Source organism: Actinophytocola sp. NPDC049390 (genome assembly GCF_044466355.1).
Taxonomy (GTDB): domain Bacteria; phylum Actinomycetota; class Actinomycetes; order Mycobacteriales; family Pseudonocardiaceae; genus Actinophytocola.
This window is the reverse complement of record NZ_JBITMQ010000019.1, coordinates 24,689-43,913: the sequence shown is the minus strand read 5'-3', so window position 1 is coordinate 43,913 and position 19,225 is coordinate 24,689. Positions and strand designations below refer to the sequence as shown.

Below are 19,225 nucleotides of genomic sequence, written 5' to 3'. Positions count from 1 at the left end.
CTCTAGGGAGCTGACCATGCGCTTACGTCTTGTCGTGGCACTCGGCTTCGCCGCCATCGTGTTCGACGGGTACGACCTGATCGTGTTCGGATCGGTGGTACCGGCACTGCTGCAGCACCCGGGCTGGGACCTGACCCCGGCCGAAGTGGGCGCGATCGGCAGCTACGCACTGATCGGCATGCTGATCGGCGCGATCAGCGCAGGCGCGCTGACCGACCTGCTCGGCAGGCGCAGACTGTTCATCGGGTGCCTCGCGTGGTTCTCGCTGATGATGGTCGGGGTGGCGCTCGCGCCGAACCCGGAACTGCTCGGCGTGTTCCGGTTCCTCGCCGGCCTCGGCTTCGGCGGCATCGCGCCGACCGCGATCGCGCTGGTCGTCGAGACCGCGCCGGCCGCGCGCAGGAACCTGCTCAACGCCGTCATGCTCGTCGGTTTCCCCGTCGGCGGCGTGCTCGCCGCGCTGCTCGCGGTGGCGCTCCTGCAGCCGTACGGGTTCCGCGTGCTGTTCGCGATCGGTGCGCTGCCGCTGGTGACGCTCGTCCCGCTGGCGATGTGGCTGCTGCCGGAGTCGCCCCGGTTCCGCAGGGCCCGCCTGCGGGTGCGGATGCTGCGGCCGGGTCAGCTGCTGCTGTTCTCCGTGGCCAACTTCGCGGGCTTCCTGCTGGTGTTCGGGCTCAACACGTGGCTGCCGCAGCTGATGCGCGGCGCGGGTTACGACCTCGGCTCCGCGCTGGGCTTCCTGCTGGCGCTCAACGTGGGCGGTGTCGTCGGCGGCCTGGCCGGGTCCGCGCTCGCGGACCGCTGGAGCCCGCGGTGGGTGGCGACGGTGTTGTTCGTCGTGGCGGCGGGCGCGCTGGTGTTGCTGGCGGTCCCGATGCCGGTCGTCGCCGTCTACGCGGGGGTGGCGGTGGCGGGTGCCGCGACCGTGGGCAACCAGATCGTCGTGTACGGCTACGTCGCCACCCACTACCCGACCCACCAGCGCGCGACGGCGCTCGGCCTCACCTCCGGCATCGGCCGCCTCGGCGCGGCCACCGGGCCGTTGCTGGGCGGCCTCCTGGCGACCAGCGGGCTGCCGCTGAACGTGTCGGTGTTCGCGGCCGTCGCGCTGCTCGGCGCGGTGGCGGCCGTGCTGGCGGCCCGCGGCCGCGCGGACGTGGCAGGGGAGCTCGCCCCGCCTGCCCAGCACCAGAACCCGCTCGCGGAAGCGGCCTGAACCCACCGCGACAGACACACAAGAGATTCGCCCGGTCCACATCGGACCGGGCGAATCTCTGTGTGTGGCTCAGGCGGCCTGTACGCCGTTCGTGCCCGCCAGCACCTGGGCGCGCAGCGCCTTCTTGTCCACCTTGCCCACCGGCGTGAGGGGGAAGTCCGTCACGACCTCGAGCCGCTCCGGGATCTTGAACTTGGCGACCCCCTTGGCCACGAACAGGTCCCGCACCTGCGCCAGGGTCAGCGTCTGTCCGGGGTGGAGCACGACGCACACGCAGACCTGCTCGCCGTACTCCGCGTCGGGCAGCGGGATCGCCGTCGACCGGCGGACCGCGGGCAGGGTGTCGACCACGGCCTCCACCTCGGGCGCGGAGATCTTCTCGCCGCCGCGGTTGATCAGGTCCTTGACTCGGCCCTCGACCACGAAGTTGCCGGTCTCGTCGCGGCGCACCAGGTCGCCGCTGCGGTACCAGCCGTCCGGGGTGAACGCCTTCGCGTTGTGTTCCGGGGCCTTGAAGTAGCCGCGCGGGGTGTACGGGCCGCGGGTGAGCAGTTCGCCCGTGCCGCCCTCCGGCACCGGCTGGCCGGCCTCGTCGACGATCAGGATCTCGTCGGCGTCACTGATCGGGCGGCCCTGGGTGCGCACGATGACCTCGACCGGGTCGGTCGGGCGGGTGTAGTTCAGCAGGCCCTCGGCCATCCCGTAGACCTGTTGCAGCGTCGCGCCGAGCGCGGGGCCGATCCGTGCTGCGAACAACGGGTCCATCACCGAGCCGCCCACCTGCACGAGCCGCAGTGACGACAGGTCGGCGCCGCCCGCCATCGCGGCCTCGACCCAGCGGTGTGCGATCGCCGGGACCAGCGAGGTCACCGTGGCCCGTTCACGCTCGATGACCGGGAACGCCACCTCCGGCTTGGGGGAACGGAGCATCACCACCCGGCCGCCGTGGATGAGCGTGGCCAGGATCCCCGGCGAGCCGAGGGGGAAGTTGTGGCCCATCGGCAGTGTCACCAGGTACACCGTGTCCGCGTCGAACCCGCACACCGCACCGCTCTGCCGCGCGTTGTACTCGTAGTCGTCGTGTGTCCTCGCGATGATCTTCGGGGTGCCGGTGGTGCCGCCGGAGAGGAGGAACAACGCCACCTCACCGGGATCCGGGGCGACCGCGTCGAGCCGGGCGCGCAGCGCGACCGGGTCCTCGGTGCGCGGGAGCAGCGACCGCAGGTCCACAGTGGACGAGTCGGACTCGCCCAGCACGAACACCGTGCACGTGCCCGGCAGCGAGGCGGCGAGGTCGACGGCCATCCGCTGGTGGTCGAACTTCTGCCAGCGGTCCGGCACCACGACGGCCCTCACCTCGGCGAGCTCCGCCAGGTAGCGCAGCTCGTGCTCGCGGTGCGCCATCAGCGCGAGCACGGGCGCGACGCCGATCCGCTGGCAGGCCAGGAAGAGCGCCAGGAACTCCCAGCTGTTCGGCAGCTGCACCAGGATGTTGTCCCCCGCGCGCAGGCCGAGGTCCCGCATGCGAGCGGCGAGCGCGTCCGCGTGCTCGGCCAGTTCGCGATAGCTGATCCGGGTGTCGCCGTCCACCACGGCGATCCGGTCACCGTCCCGGTCGGCCCAGGTCCACATCCAGTGGCCGAGCGGTTCACCCCGCCAGTAGCCGGCCCGCGCGTACCCCTCTGCGAGGTCCGCAGGCCATGGCGTCACACCGTCCCGCATCATGTTCCCTCCACTCACGCCGCGACCGCGGGCGCGGGCGGCGTCTCCGGCTCGTCGTCCTGCGCGGCGGCACCGTCGCCGTCCGGCGCGAGCAGTTCGGCGAGGAAGTCGCTGATCGCCTGGACCGTCGGCCGGTTCCACAGCAGGGTGGCGGGCAGGCTCACCCGGAACAGCCGCTCCAGCCGGGCCCGGACGATCTGCGTCATCACCGAGTCGAGTCCCATCTCGATGAGCGGGCGGTGCGTGTCCAGCTCCTCGACCGCCAGCTTCATCTCCGCGGCCACCTGCCCGGACACCTCGCCGAGCACGTGGTCGCGCAGTTCGTCGCCGCGCAGGTTCGCCCACGGCGCCGACGAACGGGACTGTCCGGCGGCCACCGGCTCCTCCGCGGCCAGCTCTGACAGCAGCGGCGGGCGGCGCATGCCCGGCAGGAGCGGGATGGGGCGCAGGACGGCGACGTGCGCGACGTCGTGCTGCTCGGCGTACTCCCACGAACGGAACGCCTCCGCCGCGGTGATGTCGGCGGTGCCCCGTGCCGACAGCTCGGCGTCGATGGCCGCCGACGACGTCGACATGCCCAGGCCGCGCCACGACGTCCAGCCGAAACTGATCGTGTCGCCCCGCCCGGCGGTCCGCCGGTGGGCGGCGAGCGCGTCGAGCACCGCGTTGCCCGCGGCGTAGCTGGCCTGGCCCGGCAGGCCGAGCAGCAGACCCACCGACGAGAACAGCACGAGGAAGTCGAGGCTCCCGGGCGGGAACAGCTCGTGCAGCACCTGCGCGCCGAGGACCTTCGGACGCATGACCGTCTCGAGCGACTCCTCGTCGAGATCGGCGGCCATCCGGTTGTCCAGCACACCCGCCGCGTGCACGACGCCGCGGATCGGCGGCAGCCCCAGGTCGCCGAGCGACGCGAGCTTCGCCACCTGGTCCCGGTCGCTCACGTCCAGCGCGACGGTGACGACCGTGACCCCCGCGGCCTCCAGCGCCTTGACCGACTCGATCCGCGCGGCGCCCTCGGGGTCGGTGACCGGGTCGACGGAGTCCCACGTGTTCCTCGGCGGCAGCGCACGCCGCCCGGCCAGCACCAGCCTGCGCGCTCCCCGGCCGGCGAGCCAGGCCGCCACCTCCAGCCCGAGCACGCCGAGCCCGCCGGTGATGAGGTAGGTGCCGTCCGCCCGGCACGCCACCGGCCGCCGGGTCGTCGTGTCGTCGAGAGTGGCCAGCCTGGCGACCTCGACACCGGTGCCGCGCACCGCGAGGACGTCGTCGGCAGGCCGGGCGACGAGCACCCGGCGCAGCGTGGCGAGGCTGCCGAGCGCGTCGTCCGCGGGCACGTCGACGATGCCACCCCACAGGTCCGGGTACTCGCCGGACAGCACGCGGCCGAGCCCCCACAACGCGCCCTCGCCGACGGCGGCCAGGTCCGCGGCCTCCCGCACGCCCCTCGTCAGGCACCACAGCCGGGGCCGGTGCTGCGCGGGCAGCGCGGCCAGCGTCTGCGCGGTCCTGGTGAGCAGCGAGGTCGCGGCGAGCGAGCCGGACCACGCGTCGCCGGCCTCGGCGGACCTGTCCGGTGCGACGACGACCGCCGCGGCCGGGGACAACCGGTCGGCGTGACCGGCGAGCGCGTCGGCGTCGGCGGCGGCGAGCCAGGTGATGCCCGCGTCGCTGAGGGCGCCGCCCAGCTCCTGCGCGAGCGACTGGTCACCGACGAACACCACCAGCGGCAGCCGCGCGCGGGAGCGCTTCGGCAGCTCGAAGGGCCGCCAGGTGATCTTGTGGACCAGGCGCCTCGGGCTCGCCGGGGCACCGACGTCCCCGTCGAGCACGCCGTAGCGCAGCCCGTCGAGCCGGGCGACCACGGAGCCGTCCGGCTCCGCGATGACGACGTCCACGGTGTCGGTCGAGCCGGGCCGCACCCGCACGCTGATCACGGCGTCGGCCGGTGGCCTGCCGCCGATGCTGACGTGGCGGATGTGCGCGGGCATGCGCAGGGTCGCGGGCCCGGAGAACACGACGGACGCCGCGGACAGCGCCGCGTCCAGGATCGACGCCCAGCTCTCCGGAAGGGTGCCCGCCGGGTCGGTGACGACCCGGACGAACAGCTCGTCCCGGCCGCGCCGGATCCGGTTGATCTGCCACGGGAAGCCCATGGCGGCGACGCCGATCGAGGCGAGCCGGTCGATCACGAACTCGGAGTCGAGCCGCTCGTCGCACCGCTTGCGCAGGTCGGCGAGCGGGATGGCGCGCGGGCCGGGGACGTCGGCGACGACCGGCACCGCGGCGGTGGTGTGGGTCAGCCAGCCGTCACTCTGGTCCTGGTCGCCGTCGTGGCGGTCCGACGCCAGCCGCGAGCACAGCCGCAGCGTGCCGTCCATGGCGACGACCTGCAGCTCCCTCGGGGAGGCGACGGAGACCGGCACGCGCAACGACACGTCGTTCAGGGCGTGCCCGGCCGAGGCCGCGAAGAACGTGTTGAGCAGCACCGCCGCCGGGATGATCTCGGTCCCCTGCACGGGGTGGTCACCGGGGTAGGGCCTGCTCTCCTGGTCCAGCCACGTCTGCCAGACCCGGACGGTCGTGGTGCCGTTGACGGTCAGCGGTGCCCCGAGCAACGTGTGGGTGTCCACGTCGTGCAGCCGGGAGCGGCTCTCGCCCCGGCCGGGCGTCTCCACCCGGTACTCGCGGTGCTGCCACGCGATGACCGGCAGCGACACCAGCCGTCCGCCGGAGTTCCCGACCGACCAGTCCACGGCCACGCCGTGGCAGTGCAGCGCGGCCAGGTTCTCCAGCAGGGTGGACTGCTCGGGACGGTTGCGCCGCAGCGTGTGCGCCACGACCGCGTCCTCCACGCGCTCCGCGGTGAGCACCTCGTTGATCGAGTAGGACACCACCGGGTGCGGGGAGATCTCGACGAACGCCCGGTAGCCGTCGGCGAGCGCAGCGCTGACCGCGGCGGCGAACCGCACCGGGTTGCGCAGGTTGCCCGCCCAGTAGGCGCCGTCACGCACCACGTCCGTCCTCGGGTCCTCGTGTGAGGTCGAGTAGACCGGCAGCACGGGCGTGGCCGGGGCGAGGTCCGCCGCGGCCGCGGCGAGGTCGTCGACCAGCTGGTCCATGTGGTGGCTGTGGAACGCGACGTCGGAGTTGACCCGCTGCACGTTCAGCGCGGGGTCGGTGCTCCACTGCCGCACCACGGCGTCGATCGCGGTCGCGTCACCCGCGACCACCGTCGAGCTGGGGGCGGCGGCGATCGCGGCGCAGACACCCTCGTGCCCGGCAAGTCTGCGCTCCGCCTCCTCGAACGGCAGGTTGACCATCGCCATCCCGCCCATGCCCGCGACCTTGCGCAGCAGGGTGGACCGGCGGCAGATGAGGCGGGCGCCGTCGGCCACCTCGAGCACGCCCGCGACGACGGCCGCGGCGATCTCGCCGACCGAGTGGCCGATCACCGCGGCGGGGCGCAGGCCGCGCGAGTACCACACCTCGGCGAGCGCCACCTGCGTCGCGAAGATCAGCATCTGGATGCGGTCGGTGTCCCGCAGGTCGCCTTCCAGCAGCGCCTTGCGCGGGGAGACGCCCATCTCCTCCAGGCAGATCGGCTCGAGCTCGTCGAGGACACGGCCGAACGCGGGCTCGGTCGCGAGCAGCTCGCGGCCCATGCCGATCCACTGCGAGCCGTGCCCGGAGAACACCCACACGGCGCCCTTGGCCGCGCCCGGCAGCGCGCGGCCGGAGGTGATTCCGTTGCCCGGCTCGTCCGTCCGCACCTGGCGGAGCTGGGCGACCAGCTCGTCCTGGCCGGCCGCGACGACGCCGGTGCGGTGTTCGAGGTGGGAGCGGCGCTGGGTGAGCGTGTGGGCGAGGTCGGCCAGCTCGGCGCCACTGGCCCGCAGGCCGTCGGCGGTGAGCCACTCGGCGAGCGACCCGGCGTACTCGCGCACGGCCTCCTGCGACCCGCCGGACAGCGGGTAGACGCGCAACGCGGTGCCCCGGTCCGGCGCCGGGAGCGCCGTCTCCGGCGGCGGCGCCTGCTCCAGCACGAGGTGCGCGATCGTGCCGCCGTAGCCGTAGCCGGAGACCCCGGCGCGGCGCGGGCCGCCGGTGCTCGGCCACGGGGTGAGGTCGGCGACCACCCGCAGGCCGGACCCGTCCCACGCGATGTCCGGGTTGGGGGTGTCGAAGTTGATGCTCGGCGGGATGGCCGCGTGCTCGATCGCGAGGACGGCCTTGAGCACGCCCGCGATCCCGGACGCGGCCTCCAGGTGGCCGATGTTCGTCTTCACCGACCCGATGAGGCACGGCCGGTCGGCGGGCCTTCCGGTGCCGTAGACGGCGGCGAGCGCGGCGGCCTCGACCGGGTCGCCCGCCCTGGTGCCGGTGCCGTGGGCCTCCACGTAGTCGACCGACTCGGGTGCGACGCCCGCCTGCCTGCAGGCCACCCGCAGCATCTCGGTCTGCGCATCGCCGCTCGGCGCCATGATCCCGTTCGTCTTGCCGTCCTGGCTCACCGCGCTGCCGCGGATCAGCGCGAGCACCCGGTCGCCGTCGCGCCGCGCGTCCGACAGCCGCTTGAGCACGACCATGCCGCAGCCCTCACCCCGGCCGTAGCCGTTGGCGGACGCGTCGAAGGACTTCGAGCGGCCGTCCGGGGCGAGCGCGCCCGCGGTGTCCATGACCATGGTGAGACCGGGGGCGACCATCAACATCACGCCACCGGCGATCGCCACCGGCGTCTCGCCCGCCCGCAGGCTCTGGCACGCGAGGTGCAGCGCCACCAACGACGACGAGCACGCCGTGTCGACGACCATGCTGGGGCCGTGCAGGTCGAGCGCGTAGGAGACCCGGTTCGCCACGGCGCACATGGACGACCCGATGCCGGTCCACGCCTCGATCCTCGGCAGGTCCTCGAGGAGCTTGCGACCGTGGTCGTCGCTGTTGACACCGATGTACACGCCCGCGTCGGACCCGGCCAGGTCCCCCGGCACGATGCCGGCGTGCTCCAGCGCCTCCCACGCCACCTCGAGCGCCATCCGCTGCTGCGGGTCCATCAGGGTGGCCTCGCGCGGCGACACCCCGAAGAAGGCGGCGTCGAAGTCGTCCACATTGGACACGAAGCCGCCGAGCCGGGAGACCTTGCGCAGCGCGGCGGCGTTCTCCCCACCGGTCTCGTAGTGCGCCCAGCGCTCCGGTGGCACCTCGCCGATCGCGTCGAACCCCGCCGCGAGGGAGTTCCAGAACGCCTCCGGCGAGTTGACGTCACCGGGTAATCGGCATCCCATTCCGACGATCGCGATGGGCTCCGGTCCGTCGACTCCGCTCGAGGTTGCCATGGTCGCTCTCGTCCTCCTCAGCGCGCGAGACCTGGAACCAGGACATTCTGTGTTCACCACGTCCCGGCGACATCGGTCGGCGATCCCGGCCCGGCTGGGACAAGACCCCCGCCACGTCGTGTTCGCGCGCTCTGCCGCGACTCACCGGCCCCGTGTTTCGCTGGCCGCCATGACGGAAAACGACGTCCTCGCGACGCTGGACAGGTTCGCGGCCGCGGAACGCACCGCGGACACCGAGACTCTCGACGGGCTGCTCACCGCCGACTTCGTCGGCATCGGCCCGCTCGGGTTCGTGCTCACGAAGGAGCAGTGGCTCGACCGGTACCGCAGCGGTTCGCTGGTGCCGTCGGCGTTCGACCTGGTCGACGTGAGCGTCCGGCGCTACGGCGGCACCGCGGTCGCCACCGCCGTGCAGAAGCAGGAGATGACCTACCACGGGCACCCGGCGAACGGCGAGTTCCGCGCCGTCCTCGTGCTGTCCGAAGTGGACAGCGGGTGGGCACTGGTGCACTGCCAGGTCTCCGGCCCGCTCGGCCCGCCGCCGAGCCGTCCGCCGAACTTCAGCGCGGCGCAGAGCCAGGCCACCTCTTGAAGCCGGTTGCACCAGCCCTTGAGGCGCTCTCGGTACAACTGTAGGTGATTTCCTTTCCTCCCTTAGGAGTCTTCATGTCGGAAACGAAGCCGTTCCTCTGCGGGCCTTCCGATGGGCGCGCCATTTGGCATTTCGGGTCGCTGGTGGTGTTCAAGGCAACGGGTGAGGACACGAACGGCCAGTACTGGCTGGCGGAGATGTCCTGCAACCGCGGCTACGGCTCGCCGGTGCACGTGCACGGCAACGAGGACGAGCTGTTCCACATCCTCGAGGGCGAGATGAGCATCGAGGTCGGCGGCCAGCTCTTCCACGCGACGCCCGGCTCGTCGGTGTTCCTGCCGCGCAACGTCCCGCACTCGTACAAGGCCGAGTCCGACACGGTCAAGACGCTGGTGCTGGGCACCCCCGCGGGCTACGAGGGGTGGTTCATGGAGACCGGCACCCCGGCGGAGCGCCTGGAGATCCCGGCCTTCGACCCGAGCACGTTCCCCGACTTCGGCGCAGTCATGGCGTCCACGCAGAAGTACGGCGGCCAGGTCCTCGGCCCGCCTCGGGATTGAGGCTTCCCACCCATGACCATTGACGTGCACGGGCATGTCACGCCGCCCGAGCTGCTGAAGAAGTTCCCCATGCCGCCGGTGCTCGGCGACGTCGACGGGATGATCGAGCGCAAGGCCGCGCTCGGCATCACGACGACCGTCGTCGGGAGCCCGGTCGGCTACGGCACGATGCTCCCGGTCCCCGGCAACGACAACTACAACCAGTCGCCGGCGGACCTCGCGCGTTTCCACGAGTGGGTGGCGGAGACCGTGCGGGCGAAGGCGGGTGCGCTGACCGGGTACGTCTACGCCAACCCGTTCTCCGCCGACGACGTCGCGCGGGCAGCGGAGTGGTTGCGGGAGAAGGAGTTCACCGGGCTGATCGTGAACTCCTCGGTGCGCGGGGAGTTCCTCGACGACGCGCGCTCCGACGACTTCTTCGCGATGGCCGAGGAGACCGGCGCGCCGGTGCTGCTGCACCCGCCCGCCGTGCCGGTCGCCGCCGGGTCGATGAAGAAGGTCGGCGGGATCGAGCACGTCGTGCGGCCCTGCGACATCACCATGGGTGTCGCCGCGATCCTCCTCGCGGGACGGCTGCCGCGGTTCCCCGGGCTGAAGCTCATCGCCCCGAACGCGGGCGGCGCCTTGGCTCTGCTGCGGGAAAAGCTCGACATGGCCCAACGCCGGGACAATGTAGACGGTCCGCCGATCAGCGAGCAGCTGACAAAGATCTATGTCGACACGGCGACACCGTCCCTGCCCGCGCTGAAGGCGGCGCTGGAGGTGTTCGGGCCCGACCGGCTGCTGTTCGGCACGGACTCGCCGCCGCTCGCCACCTCGCTCGACGCGGCGCTCGGCATGGTCGACGCGCTCGGCCTGTCCGATGTGGACGCCGTGCTGCACGACAACGCTGCCGCGCTTTTCGGTCTCGGCCAGGAAGAACTGAGGAGAGCGTCATGAACGTTCTGGTGGTCGGGGGGTACGGCGGGCTCGGTTCGGTGATCTGCGAACAGTTCGCCGAGCAGGGCGCGCGGGTCGCGATCGCGGGCCGGTCGTTCGACAAGGCCACCGAACTGGCGGAGAAGCTGCGCGCGGGCGACGCCACCGCGATGGGTGTCGCCGTCGACGTCACCGACCCGGCGTCCATCGACGCGGCCGTCGCGACGGTGGTCGAGGCGTGGGGCGGCATCGACGTGCTGGTGAACTCGGCCAGCAAGCTGATCACCGTGCCCGCCGAGCACTTCGACCCCGTGCAGTGGGCGTCGGTGGTCAACGCGAACCTCGTCGGCGCGTTCCTGCTGTCCCAGTCGGTCGGGCGGCACATGCTCGAACGCGGCGAGGGCCGGATCATCCACCTGTCCTCGGTGCGCGGCGACGCGGGCGGCCGGATGGGCTTCTCCGCGTACGGCGCCAGCAAGGCGGGCGTGAACCTGCTGGTCAAGCAGCTCGCCACCGAGTGGGGCGGGCGCGGGGTGACCGTCAACGCGGTCGCGCCCGGGTTCATGCGGACCGACTTCGTCGAGCAGGCACAGCAGAACCCGCAGTTCGTGGCCCGGCTCCAGCAGCGGATCCCGGTCGGCCGGTTCGCCGAGCCGGACGAGGTGGCGAGCGCGGTCATCTACCTCGCGCAGCCGCTCGCCCGGTTCGTGAACGGGCAGGTCATCTACGTCGACGGCGGCGTGACCGCCAGCCACTGAAGCACCAAACGGAGGTTGAGGGAATGTCCACCTGGCACGCGCTGTACTACCCGATCAAGGAAGGCAGCGAGGAGATCGTCAAGGAGCTGTTCCGCAACAGCGGCAGGCCGAACTTCGAGATCACCGGCCCGGACGGGCAGGTCGTCGGCAAGCTGCTCGCCACCATGGCGTTCGTCGGCACCGGTGTCGCGATCCGCGTGATCGAGGTCGAGGGGCCGCTGCCGGTGGTGGCCGCGCACATGAGCAGGCAGCCGGAGGTGCGTGAGTTCGAGCGGCAGCTCGAGGAGCACCTGACCGAGGGGCGCGACATGGTCACCCCCGAGGGTGCGCGGGCGTTCTTCCAGAAGGCGGGCATGGAGAACGTGCTGAACCGGCGTGCGCCGGGTGCGGCGGCGGCCTGATGGAGATCGGGGTCGCACTGCCGAGCACGGTCCGGGAGACGCCGGGAGACGCGCTGGTCGAGTGGGCCGTCGAGGCCGACCGCGGCGGGTTCTCGAGCGTCGCCGCGCTGGGCAGGCTGGTGTACGACAACTACGACGGCGTGGTCGCGCTGTCGGCAGCGGCCGCGGTCACCGAGCGGGTGAAGCTCGTGACCGCGATCCTGCTGTCGCCGCTGCACGGCAACGCGGCCCTGCTCGCGAAGCAGGCCGCGAGCCTGGACCGGCTGTCCGGCGGTCGGCTCGTGCTCGGCCTCGCGGCGGGCGCGCGCCCGGACGACTTCAACGCGTCCGGGGTGCCGATGAAGGGCCGCGGCCGGGTGCTGGAGCAGCAGATCGCCGAGGCCAAGGCCATCTGGGCGGGCGAGCGGCGCGGGTTCGCGGGCGGCATCGGGCCCGCGCCCGTGTCGCCCGGCGGCCCGCCGATCATGCTGGGCGGGCACTCGCCGAAGGCCGTCGAGCGGGCGGCGCGGCTGGCGGACGCGTGGATCTCCGGCAGCGGCGGCGTCGAGATGTTCGCCGGTGGTGCGGCGGCGTACCGGGCGGCCGGTGGCCGTGGCCGGCTGGTGGCGCTCACGTACTTCTCGCTGGGTGCGCACGCCGACGAGCTGGCCGACCGGTACCTGAACGACTACTACGGGTTCGCCCCGCCGTACGCGCAGATGGTGCTGCGCGGCTCGGCGATCGGCCCGGCCCGGCTGCGGGAGACGCTCACGCGGCTGGAGGAGGCGGGCTGCGACGAGGTGCTGCTCGCGCCGTGTTCATCGGGGCTTGACCAGCTGAAAGAGCTGCGTGAGTTCATCGGTGAGTAGTCTGGACACATGTTCGTGAAGGTCTGTGGGCTCCGCACGTCGGCGGACGTCGACGTCGCGGTGTCCTCGGGCGCCGACGCCGTCGGGTTCCTGTTCGCGACGAGCCCGCGCCAGGTCGACCCGGCCACCGCCCGTTCACTCGTGGCGGTGGCCGGTCCCACGTTGACCGTCGGCGTGTTCCACAAGCAGCCGGTGGACGAGGTCCGCGCGATCGCGGAGGCCACCGGTGTCGGCGCCGTCCAACTGCACGGCGACTACTCGAAGGACGCCTTCACGGCACTGGCCGACCCGCGGTGGCAACTGATCCGCGCGGTGCCGTTCTCGGCGCCTGACCTGCGGGTCGGCGCCTACGGGGAACAGTTCCTGCTCGTGGACGCGCCACGCGCCGGGTCGGGCGAGTCGTGGGACTACGGCTCGGTCGCGGGCCTGCGCGGGCAGTGGCTGCTGGCCGGGGGCCTCACACCCGATTCCGTAGCCGTCGCCGCCGGGACGTCCGGGGCCTGGGGGGTCGACGTCTCCAGCGGGGTCGAGTCCAGTCGCGGCGTCAAGGACCACGGGCTGATCAGGGCTTTCGTGGCGGCGGCCAGGGTCCGGTCCTAGCACCGCCGCGATCGAGCAGCGTCAGGAACTTCTCCGCGCACGTGCGGTAACCGGCTTCGAGCGTGGCCGGGTCGGCGGTGACGCCCAGGTGCGGGATGCGCGCGACGTGCGGTTCGAGGCTGTACCAGCCGTCGTACCCGGCGTCCGCCAGCAGCCGCAGGCAGTCGGCCACCCCCACCTCGCCGTCGCCCGGAACGGCGAACTCGGCGCCGTCTTCGGTGCGCACACCGTCCCGCACGTGCACGTGCGCCACCCACGGCAGCACCTCCCACAGGAACGGCAGCGCGTCGTAGCCGTGGGCGAGGCCGTTGCCGGTGTCGAACAGCAGCCGCAGGTTCGGGCTGTCCACCGTGGTCACGAGCTCGACCGACGCCGCCGCCGACCGGGACGCCCAGCCGTGACGGTTCTCGTGCAGCAGCACCACGTCCAGGTCCTCGGCGAGCCGGGTCAGCCGGGTGAGCCGGGCCAGCGCGGCCTTCCGCCACTCCGCGTCGGGCCTGCCGTCGTTGGGGTACGACATGACCCGGAGGTGCCGGCAGCCGACCAGGCTCGCGATCTCCGCGGTACGCCGCAGGATCGCGAGGTCCAGGGCACGTGGCGCGCCGATCGAGGCGCCCCGCCCGCCGATCGGCGTGGCCACGACCGGCACCTCCAGACCGGACGTGAGGACGCGTACCGCCATCAGCGCGGCCTGCGCGTCGGTCAGTTCGTACAGCCCGCGCCCGTCGACGGTGCGTAGCTCAAGACCGTCGAGGCCGAGTGCGCGGTGGATGCGGATTTGGTCGGCGAGGCTCGCGGCGGCCTCGTCGCCGACCCCGCTCACCCTGGTCACGACCCGCTCCGGAAGAAGCGGGTGACCAGCTCCGCCACTCGGTCCACGTCGGACAGCGGCTGCTCGGGGTACAGCGGCAGCGCCACACACTCGCGGGCCAGCCGTTCCGCGTTCGGGAAGTCGCCGGGGCCGTGGCCGAGGTGCGCGAACGCGGGCTGCAGGTGCAGCGGCTTCGGGCAGTGCACGACGGTCTCGACGCCGTTCGCGGTGAGGAACCTCCGCAACCGGTCCCGTTCCGGCACGCGGACCACGTACGTGTGGACCGCGCGGTCCCCGAAGCCGGTCGGTGCGGCGACCTCCTGCGGCAACGCGGCCGTGTACCGCTCCGCGCGCTGCCTGCGTGCCGCGAGCTGCCGGTCCAGTGTGGGCAGCCTGCGCAGCAGGAACCCGGCGACGATCTCGTCCATGTGGCAGGCGAATCCCACCCGGTCGTGCCGGAACGGAACCGTGCCCTGTCCGTGGTCGCGCAGCGCGCGGACGGTCGCGGCCAGCTCGCCGTCGGCGGTGACGACCATGCCCGCGTCCCCAGGCCCGCCGAGCGGCTTCGCCGGGGAGAACGAGAACACGCCCACGTCACCCGCGGTGCCCGTGCGGCGGCCGGAGACCGTGCCGCCGAGCGTGCCCGCGCTGTCCTCGACGAGCGCCACACCCCGCCGTGACGCGAGCGTGCGCAGCCGGGTCATGGGCGCGACCTGGCTGAACAGGTGCACGGCCATGATCGCCCTCGTGCGGCCGGTGATCGCGGTCGCCGCGGCGGCCGGGTCGAGCGCGTGGTCGACCAGGTCCACGTCCGCGAACACCGGGGTGGCGCCGGTCAGCGCGACCGTGCCGGCCGGCGAGACGGCCGAGAACGCGGGCGTGACCACCTCGTCGCCCGGGCCGACGCCCAGCGCGGTCAGCGCGAGGGTGAGGGCGCCGGTGCCGCTCGCGCAGCCGACCGCGTGCGTGATGCCGACCTGTGCGGCGATCGCGGCCTCCAGCGCGGCGACCCGGGAGGCGAGGACGAACTCGTCGGACTCCCCGACCTCGTGCACCACGTCGACCAGGTCGTCGACCCAGCCCTCGTACCGGCGGTCGAACCCCGCGAAGGGGATCGTGCTGGTCATCGGGCCCGCCGCGGATCGTGGCAGTCGCGGACCAGGTCGGCGACGTGGTCGACCTGCTCGGCGGCCAGGTCCGGGTAGAGCGGCAGGGCGAGGGCACGTGTCGCCGCCGCCTCGGCGACCGGAACGGGGTGGCGGGCCAGGTGGGCGAGCGCGGGCTCCCGCGGCACGGGCCGCGGGTAGTACACCTTGGTGCCGACCCCGTACCCGGCGAGGAACTCGGCCAGCTCGTCGCGGCGGTCGGTCTCGATGAGGTACACGGAGAACGTCAGGCCGCCGTCGCCCTTGGCCGGTGCCAGGTAGGGCGTCTCGACGACCTCGGCCAGGCGTTGCGTGTACCGCTGCGCCAGCACGCGGCGGCGTTCGACGTCGTCGTCGAGGTGCGCGAGGCGGGTGACGAGGACGGCGGCCTCGATCTCGTCGCAGCGGCTGTTGTAGCCGAGATCCTGGTACTCGTGGCCGTCGTCGGTGGTCTGCCCGTGGCGGCGCAGGCGGCGGACGCGGGCGGCGACCTCGTCGTCGTCGGTGAGCACGGCGCCCGCGTCACCGAGCGCGCCGAGTGTCTTGGTGGGGAAGAACGACAGCGCGCCCGCGGTGCCGAACAGTCCCGCGTGGACACCGCCCTGCCACATGCCGATGCCCTCCGCGCCGTCCTCCAGGAGCAGCAGGCCGTGGCGTTCGGCGACCTCCGCCAGCTCGACCATCGGGGCGAGCTGGCTGAACAGGTGCACCGCCAGGATCGCCCTGGTGCGGCCGGTGATCGCGGCCTCGACCTGGTCCGGGTCGAGCGCGTACGAGCCGGGCAGGACGTCGACCATGACCGGCGTGGCGCCCGCGTGCAGCACCGACGACGCGGTGGCGAAGAACGAGTAGGCGGGGACGATCACCTCGTCACCCGGCCGGATGCCCGCCGCGCGCAGCATCATGATCAGCGCGTCCGTGCCGTTGCCGACCACGATGACGTGCTTGGCGCCCGTGTACTCGCACAGTTCCTGTTCGAGCCGCTCCGCCCAGACGCCGGACGTGAACCGGCCGGACGCGGCGATCTCACGGATGCGTGGTTCGAGCACTGGCCAGTCGCGGCGCATCGTCGTCGCACCGGAGAAGAAGGGGACGCCCTGAGTGTGGTGATTGGCTCCGCTCATGCCGCGAACTCCTCGTCGATCGTGCGTGCGTGCTGGGTTGCTTCCTGGACCAGCTCGGCGACCCGCACGTGCAGCGCGAGGTCCCCGGGTGGCGGCGGGCCCTCGCCCGCGAAGTACGCGTAGGCAGCCGTCAGGAACCGGGTGACCGGCCGGTCCCGGATCAGCTCACGGTCGTGGCCGGGCAGGATCACCTGGCCGGTGTGGTCGTCGGAGCCGAGCGGGTGGTGGGCGACGAGCGTGCCCCGGGTGCCGGTGACGCGCAGGCGCCGCAGGCCGACCGGGCCCGTCAGGTCGGACATGAGCCGGGTCGTGACGCGGTTCGGCTGGCGCAGCGTGACGTCCACGCCGCCCGCGCCGGGCAGCTCGGTGCCGTCCGGCAGCGGCATGCCCCACGTGAGCGTGTCGGCCGGCTCGCCCGGCCCACCGCCGAGGTGGAGGGCGAGCAGGACCTGGTGCGGCAGCGCGACCTCCGTGGCCGGTGCCGGGTCGGCGGACCGGTTGGCGCGGGGCTCCATCCACTCCATGCGGATCGAGCGGACCGCGCCGATCACCCCGTCGGCGACGGCCTCGTCGACGCGGCCGGTGACCGCGCTCGTCAACCACCCCGCGACCGGCACGATCCGCGTCCGCCCCGCGAGCGCGGCGACGGCACGGACGTCACCGGCGGCCGGCTTGTCGAGCACCACGTTCCGCGCGCCCGCGGCGACGAGCGCGCCGATCACCGCGTGCTGCTCGGTGACCGGCGTGGCCACGTGGAACACCGCGCGGCCGGGATCGACCCGCGCCAGCGCCGCGGCCACCGTCGGCAGCCACGTCACGCCGGGTGCGGCGGCCGGGCGCGGGTCGGCCACGACGACCTCGGGCCGCCCGAGACCGCGCAGGGCGCGGTGGAGGTCCCGCCCGGCGCGGCCGTAGCCGACGATGACGGGAATCGTGTTGGCGATGATCTGGTCGAGGTGCATCTGTCGTCCCCTCGCAGGTGATGGCCGCCGCGGCGGGTGCTACGGCCTGGTGGCCGCGTCGGTGCCCTCGTGCGAGGGGAGCCCGAGCGCGTCGATGCGCTCGGGCGCCATGGCGAAGTGGAAGTCCACACCGGGGACCAGCCCGCTGCCGCGCGAGAGCCGGGCGGCCAGCTGCGCGACGGTCTCGGGCGGCACCATCGACTGCAGGACGACCAGCGCACCGGCCCGGATGAGCGGCGCGACGAGGTCCGCCGCCGCGTCCACGTAGGTCAGGTCGGCGTCGCCACCGTCGGCGGTCGGCGTCGGCGCACAGATGACGTACGCGTCGAGCCCCGCCAGCCTGCGGGGATCCACGGTGGGCTCGAACCACTCGGCGGTGGCGACCAACTCGTCGTCGGCGATGCCCGGCAGGTAGGACCGCCCCACCAGCAGGTCGGAGACCTTGCCCCGGTCGGTGTCGAGGCCGATGGTCAGCAGTCCGGATCCGGCCAGCGACAGGGCCAGCGGCAGCCCGGTGTACCCGAGCCCAACGACCCCCACCGTGCCCGGGATCTGTCGGTTGATCGTCGCGGTCATCGCGCTCCCTTTCCCGTAGGTACTGATGCCAGGGTCAAGGCGCGAGTCGAGAGCCACTCGAAGGTGGTTCAAGGCGAGCAGGGGCACAGAGAGACACAGAGGGGGCGCGTCAGCGCGTGTGCCGTGTGGACGGGTAGGTCAGCCGAGGAGGGCGCGGGCGGCCGGGACGACGTCCTTCGCGAAGCGTTCGACCTGGTCCACGGTGCCCTGTTCCGGCCAGAACACGAAGCAGCGGAACGGCTGCTCGGTGGCGAGCCGGGCGATCAGGGACGCCCACTGGTCGGCGGTGCCGCGGACCGGGGCCGAGCCCTCGCGGGCCTCGGTGCTGTCCCGGTCCCCCGGGGTGTCGGTGATGGTGCCGACGAGCTGGGCCATGCGCAGCACGTCGGCGGGGTCGCGGCCCGCGTCGGTGGCGGCCCGCGAGATCGTCTCGTTGCCCTCGGCCCACGCCTCGTACGGCAGGTAGGACGGGATCGGCGCGGCCCAGCCGTCGGCGAGGCGACCGGTCAGCGCGAAGCTGCGCGGGCCCTGCGAGCCGACCCAGATCTGGATCGGGTGGGCCGGGAGCGGTCCGGTGTGGACCTCGGTGACCGAGTGGTACTCGCCGCGCACGTCGGCGGTGCCCGGCGTCCACAGCGCACGGAGCACGGCGATGGCCTCCTCCAGCGCGGCCATGGCCTGCCGTGGGCTCAGTCGCTGCACACCCATGGACTCGATGCCGTGCCAGTTGCCGCCCGCGCCGAGGCCCAGTTCGAACCGGCCGCCGGACAGCACGTCGAGGGTGGCCGCCGTCTGCGCGAGCATGGGCGCGGGGCGGAGCGGCAGCGCGGCGACGTCCGGGAAGAACCGGAGGCGCTCGGTGCGGGCCAGCAGCGTCGCGATCAGCGAGAAGCTCTCGACGAGCGGCGGCGCGTACGGGTGATCCTGCACGCCGACCAGGTCGAGGCCACCCCGCTCGGCGGCGTCGACGACCGCGAGGTGCGCCCGGAGGTCCGCGGTGGGGAGCAACGAGAAGCCGAACTGCATGCCGTCAACGTAGTGCGTACCCCACCGCCACGAGCCACAGGAGGGTCGGGAACCGTCCGATGGGGATCAGCAGCGTCGCCGCCTCCGTGACGAACGTGAACAGCGACAGCACCGAGAGCGCGGCGAGCACCCACCCGATCTGCCGCAGCACCTTCGGCAGCACGCCGGTGAGGCAGAGCCCGGCGACCATCACGCCGCCCGCGGCCACGTGCCCGAACCCGCCGAGCCCGAAGAACAGCAGGTGGAACCCGCGGCGCGCCTCGGGCGATGCGATGACGCCGTCGTAGGTGAGCACCCACTGGGTGAGCGCGTTGACGGCGAGCAACCCGGCGGAGAGGTACCCACCGGCGGCGGCGATCCGGGCGCCCGGCACCCGCTCCGAGATGACGGCGGTGAACACGAGCAGCGCGAGCGCCGACAGGAACTGGGTGAGCGCGATCCAGCGCAGGGCACCGGCGTTGTCGGCGTAGTAGCGGGCGATCTCCCCGTCGTCGATGAACGGCGACGAGTACATGCTGCCCGTGAACACGAGCCCGATCAGGAGGCTGACGAGGAACAACCCGAACATGGCCACGGCGGGCGGCGCGGTGCGGGGTGGGGCGAGTGTGGTCGTCATGGCAGGGCCCGTCCTTT

17 protein-coding genes are annotated in these 19,225 nt (G+C 73.0%); 8 read left to right on the top strand and 9 right to left on the bottom strand.

What is annotated here, in order from left to right; all coding sequences use genetic code 11:
• Positions 1-16 precede the first annotated feature (16 nt).
• Complete coding sequence (locus tag ACIBVP_RS39300; protein ID WP_396111606.1) at positions 17-1,216, top strand: MFS transporter; 1,200 nt, start codon at positions 17-19, stop codon at positions 1,214-1,216.
• Positions 1,217-1,285: 69 nt separating this feature from the next.
• Here ACIBVP_RS39300 and ACIBVP_RS39295 read toward each other — a convergent pair whose 3' ends face one another.
• Positions 1,286-2,941, bottom strand: coding sequence for a (2,3-dihydroxybenzoyl)adenylate synthase (locus tag ACIBVP_RS39295; RefSeq protein WP_396111605.1), 1,656 nt, complete (start codon positions 2,939-2,941; stop codon positions 1,286-1,288).
• Between the two features lie 11 nt (positions 2,942-2,952).
• Positions 2,953-8,271, bottom strand: coding sequence for a type I polyketide synthase (locus tag ACIBVP_RS39290; RefSeq protein WP_396111604.1), 5,319 nt, complete (start codon positions 8,269-8,271; stop codon positions 2,953-2,955).
• Positions 8,272-8,440: 169 nt separating this feature from the next.
• On the opposite strand from ACIBVP_RS39290, the gene ACIBVP_RS39285 reads away from it, so the two are divergent.
• From ACIBVP_RS39285 to ACIBVP_RS39255, 7 genes are all read left to right on the top strand, one after another.
• On the top strand, positions 8,441-8,863 hold the full coding sequence (locus ACIBVP_RS39285) for a nuclear transport factor 2 family protein (RefSeq protein ID WP_396111602.1): 423 nt from the start codon (positions 8,441-8,443) through the stop codon (positions 8,861-8,863).
• Between the two features lie 74 nt (positions 8,864-8,937).
• On the top strand, positions 8,938-9,423 hold the full coding sequence (locus ACIBVP_RS39280) for a cupin domain-containing protein (RefSeq protein ID WP_396111601.1): 486 nt from the start codon (positions 8,938-8,940) through the stop codon (positions 9,421-9,423).
• A 12-nt stretch (positions 9,424-9,435) separates the two neighbouring features.
• Positions 9,436-10,362 (top strand): amidohydrolase family protein, encoded by a 927-nt coding sequence (locus ACIBVP_RS39275; protein ID WP_396111600.1) that lies wholly within the window; start codon positions 9,436-9,438, stop codon positions 10,360-10,362.
• Positions 10,359-11,099: an SDR family NAD(P)-dependent oxidoreductase gene (locus ACIBVP_RS39270; RefSeq protein WP_396111599.1), complete on the top strand. Its 741-nt coding sequence runs from the start codon at positions 10,359-10,361 to the stop codon at positions 11,097-11,099. Before ACIBVP_RS39275 ends, ACIBVP_RS39270 begins: the two co-directional genes overlap by 4 nt.
• A 23-nt stretch (positions 11,100-11,122) precedes the next feature.
• A complete protein-coding gene (locus ACIBVP_RS39265; RefSeq protein ID WP_396111598.1) occupies positions 11,123-11,500 on the top strand; it encodes a SchA/CurD-like domain-containing protein in 378 nt (125 codons plus the stop codon).
• Positions 11,500-12,348 carry an LLM class flavin-dependent oxidoreductase gene (locus ACIBVP_RS39260; protein WP_396111597.1) on the top strand — a complete coding sequence of 283 codons (849 nt, stop codon included), beginning with the start codon at positions 11,500-11,502 and terminating at the stop codon, positions 12,346-12,348. Before ACIBVP_RS39265 ends, ACIBVP_RS39260 begins: the two co-directional genes overlap by 1 nt.
• A gap of 9 nt (positions 12,349-12,357) precedes the next feature.
• Complete coding sequence (locus tag ACIBVP_RS39255) at positions 12,358-12,948, top strand: phosphoribosylanthranilate isomerase (RefSeq protein WP_396111596.1); 591 nt, start codon at positions 12,358-12,360, stop codon at positions 12,946-12,948.
• Here ACIBVP_RS39255 and ACIBVP_RS39250 read toward each other — a convergent pair.
• The 7 genes from ACIBVP_RS39250 to ACIBVP_RS39220 form a co-directional block, all read right to left on the bottom strand.
• On the bottom strand, positions 12,911-13,780 hold the full coding sequence (locus ACIBVP_RS39250; protein ID WP_396111595.1) for a sugar phosphate isomerase/epimerase family protein: 870 nt from the start codon (positions 13,778-13,780) through the stop codon (positions 12,911-12,913). The genes ACIBVP_RS39255 and ACIBVP_RS39250 overlap by 38 nt on opposite strands.
• Positions 13,777-14,886 carry a DegT/DnrJ/EryC1/StrS family aminotransferase gene (locus tag ACIBVP_RS39245; RefSeq protein ID WP_396111594.1) on the bottom strand — a complete coding sequence of 370 codons (1,110 nt, stop codon included), beginning with the start codon at positions 14,884-14,886 and terminating at the stop codon, positions 13,777-13,779. The genes ACIBVP_RS39250 and ACIBVP_RS39245 overlap by 4 nt, the downstream gene beginning before the upstream one ends.
• Positions 14,883-16,028: a DegT/DnrJ/EryC1/StrS family aminotransferase gene (locus ACIBVP_RS39240; RefSeq protein ID WP_396111593.1), complete on the bottom strand. Its 1,146-nt coding sequence runs from the start codon at positions 16,026-16,028 to the stop codon at positions 14,883-14,885. Before ACIBVP_RS39240 ends, ACIBVP_RS39245 begins: the two co-directional genes overlap by 4 nt.
• Entirely contained in the window at positions 16,025-16,990 is a 966-nt protein-coding gene (locus tag ACIBVP_RS39235) for a Gfo/Idh/MocA family protein (protein ID WP_396111592.1), read from the bottom strand. Before ACIBVP_RS39235 ends, ACIBVP_RS39240 begins: the two co-directional genes overlap by 4 nt.
• 39 nt (positions 16,991-17,029) lie before the next feature.
• Positions 17,030-17,566, bottom strand: coding sequence for a hypothetical protein (locus ACIBVP_RS39230; protein WP_396111591.1), 537 nt, complete (start codon positions 17,564-17,566; stop codon positions 17,030-17,032).
• 138 nt (positions 17,567-17,704) lie between these two features.
• Positions 17,705-18,592 carry an LLM class flavin-dependent oxidoreductase gene (locus ACIBVP_RS39225; protein WP_396111590.1) on the bottom strand — a complete coding sequence of 296 codons (888 nt, stop codon included), beginning with the start codon at positions 18,590-18,592 and terminating at the stop codon, positions 17,705-17,707.
• 4 nt (positions 18,593-18,596) lie between these two features.
• A complete protein-coding gene (locus ACIBVP_RS39220) occupies positions 18,597-19,208 on the bottom strand; it encodes a hypothetical protein (protein ID WP_396111589.1) in 612 nt (203 codons plus the stop codon).
• Positions 19,209-19,225: the final 17 nt, after the last annotated feature.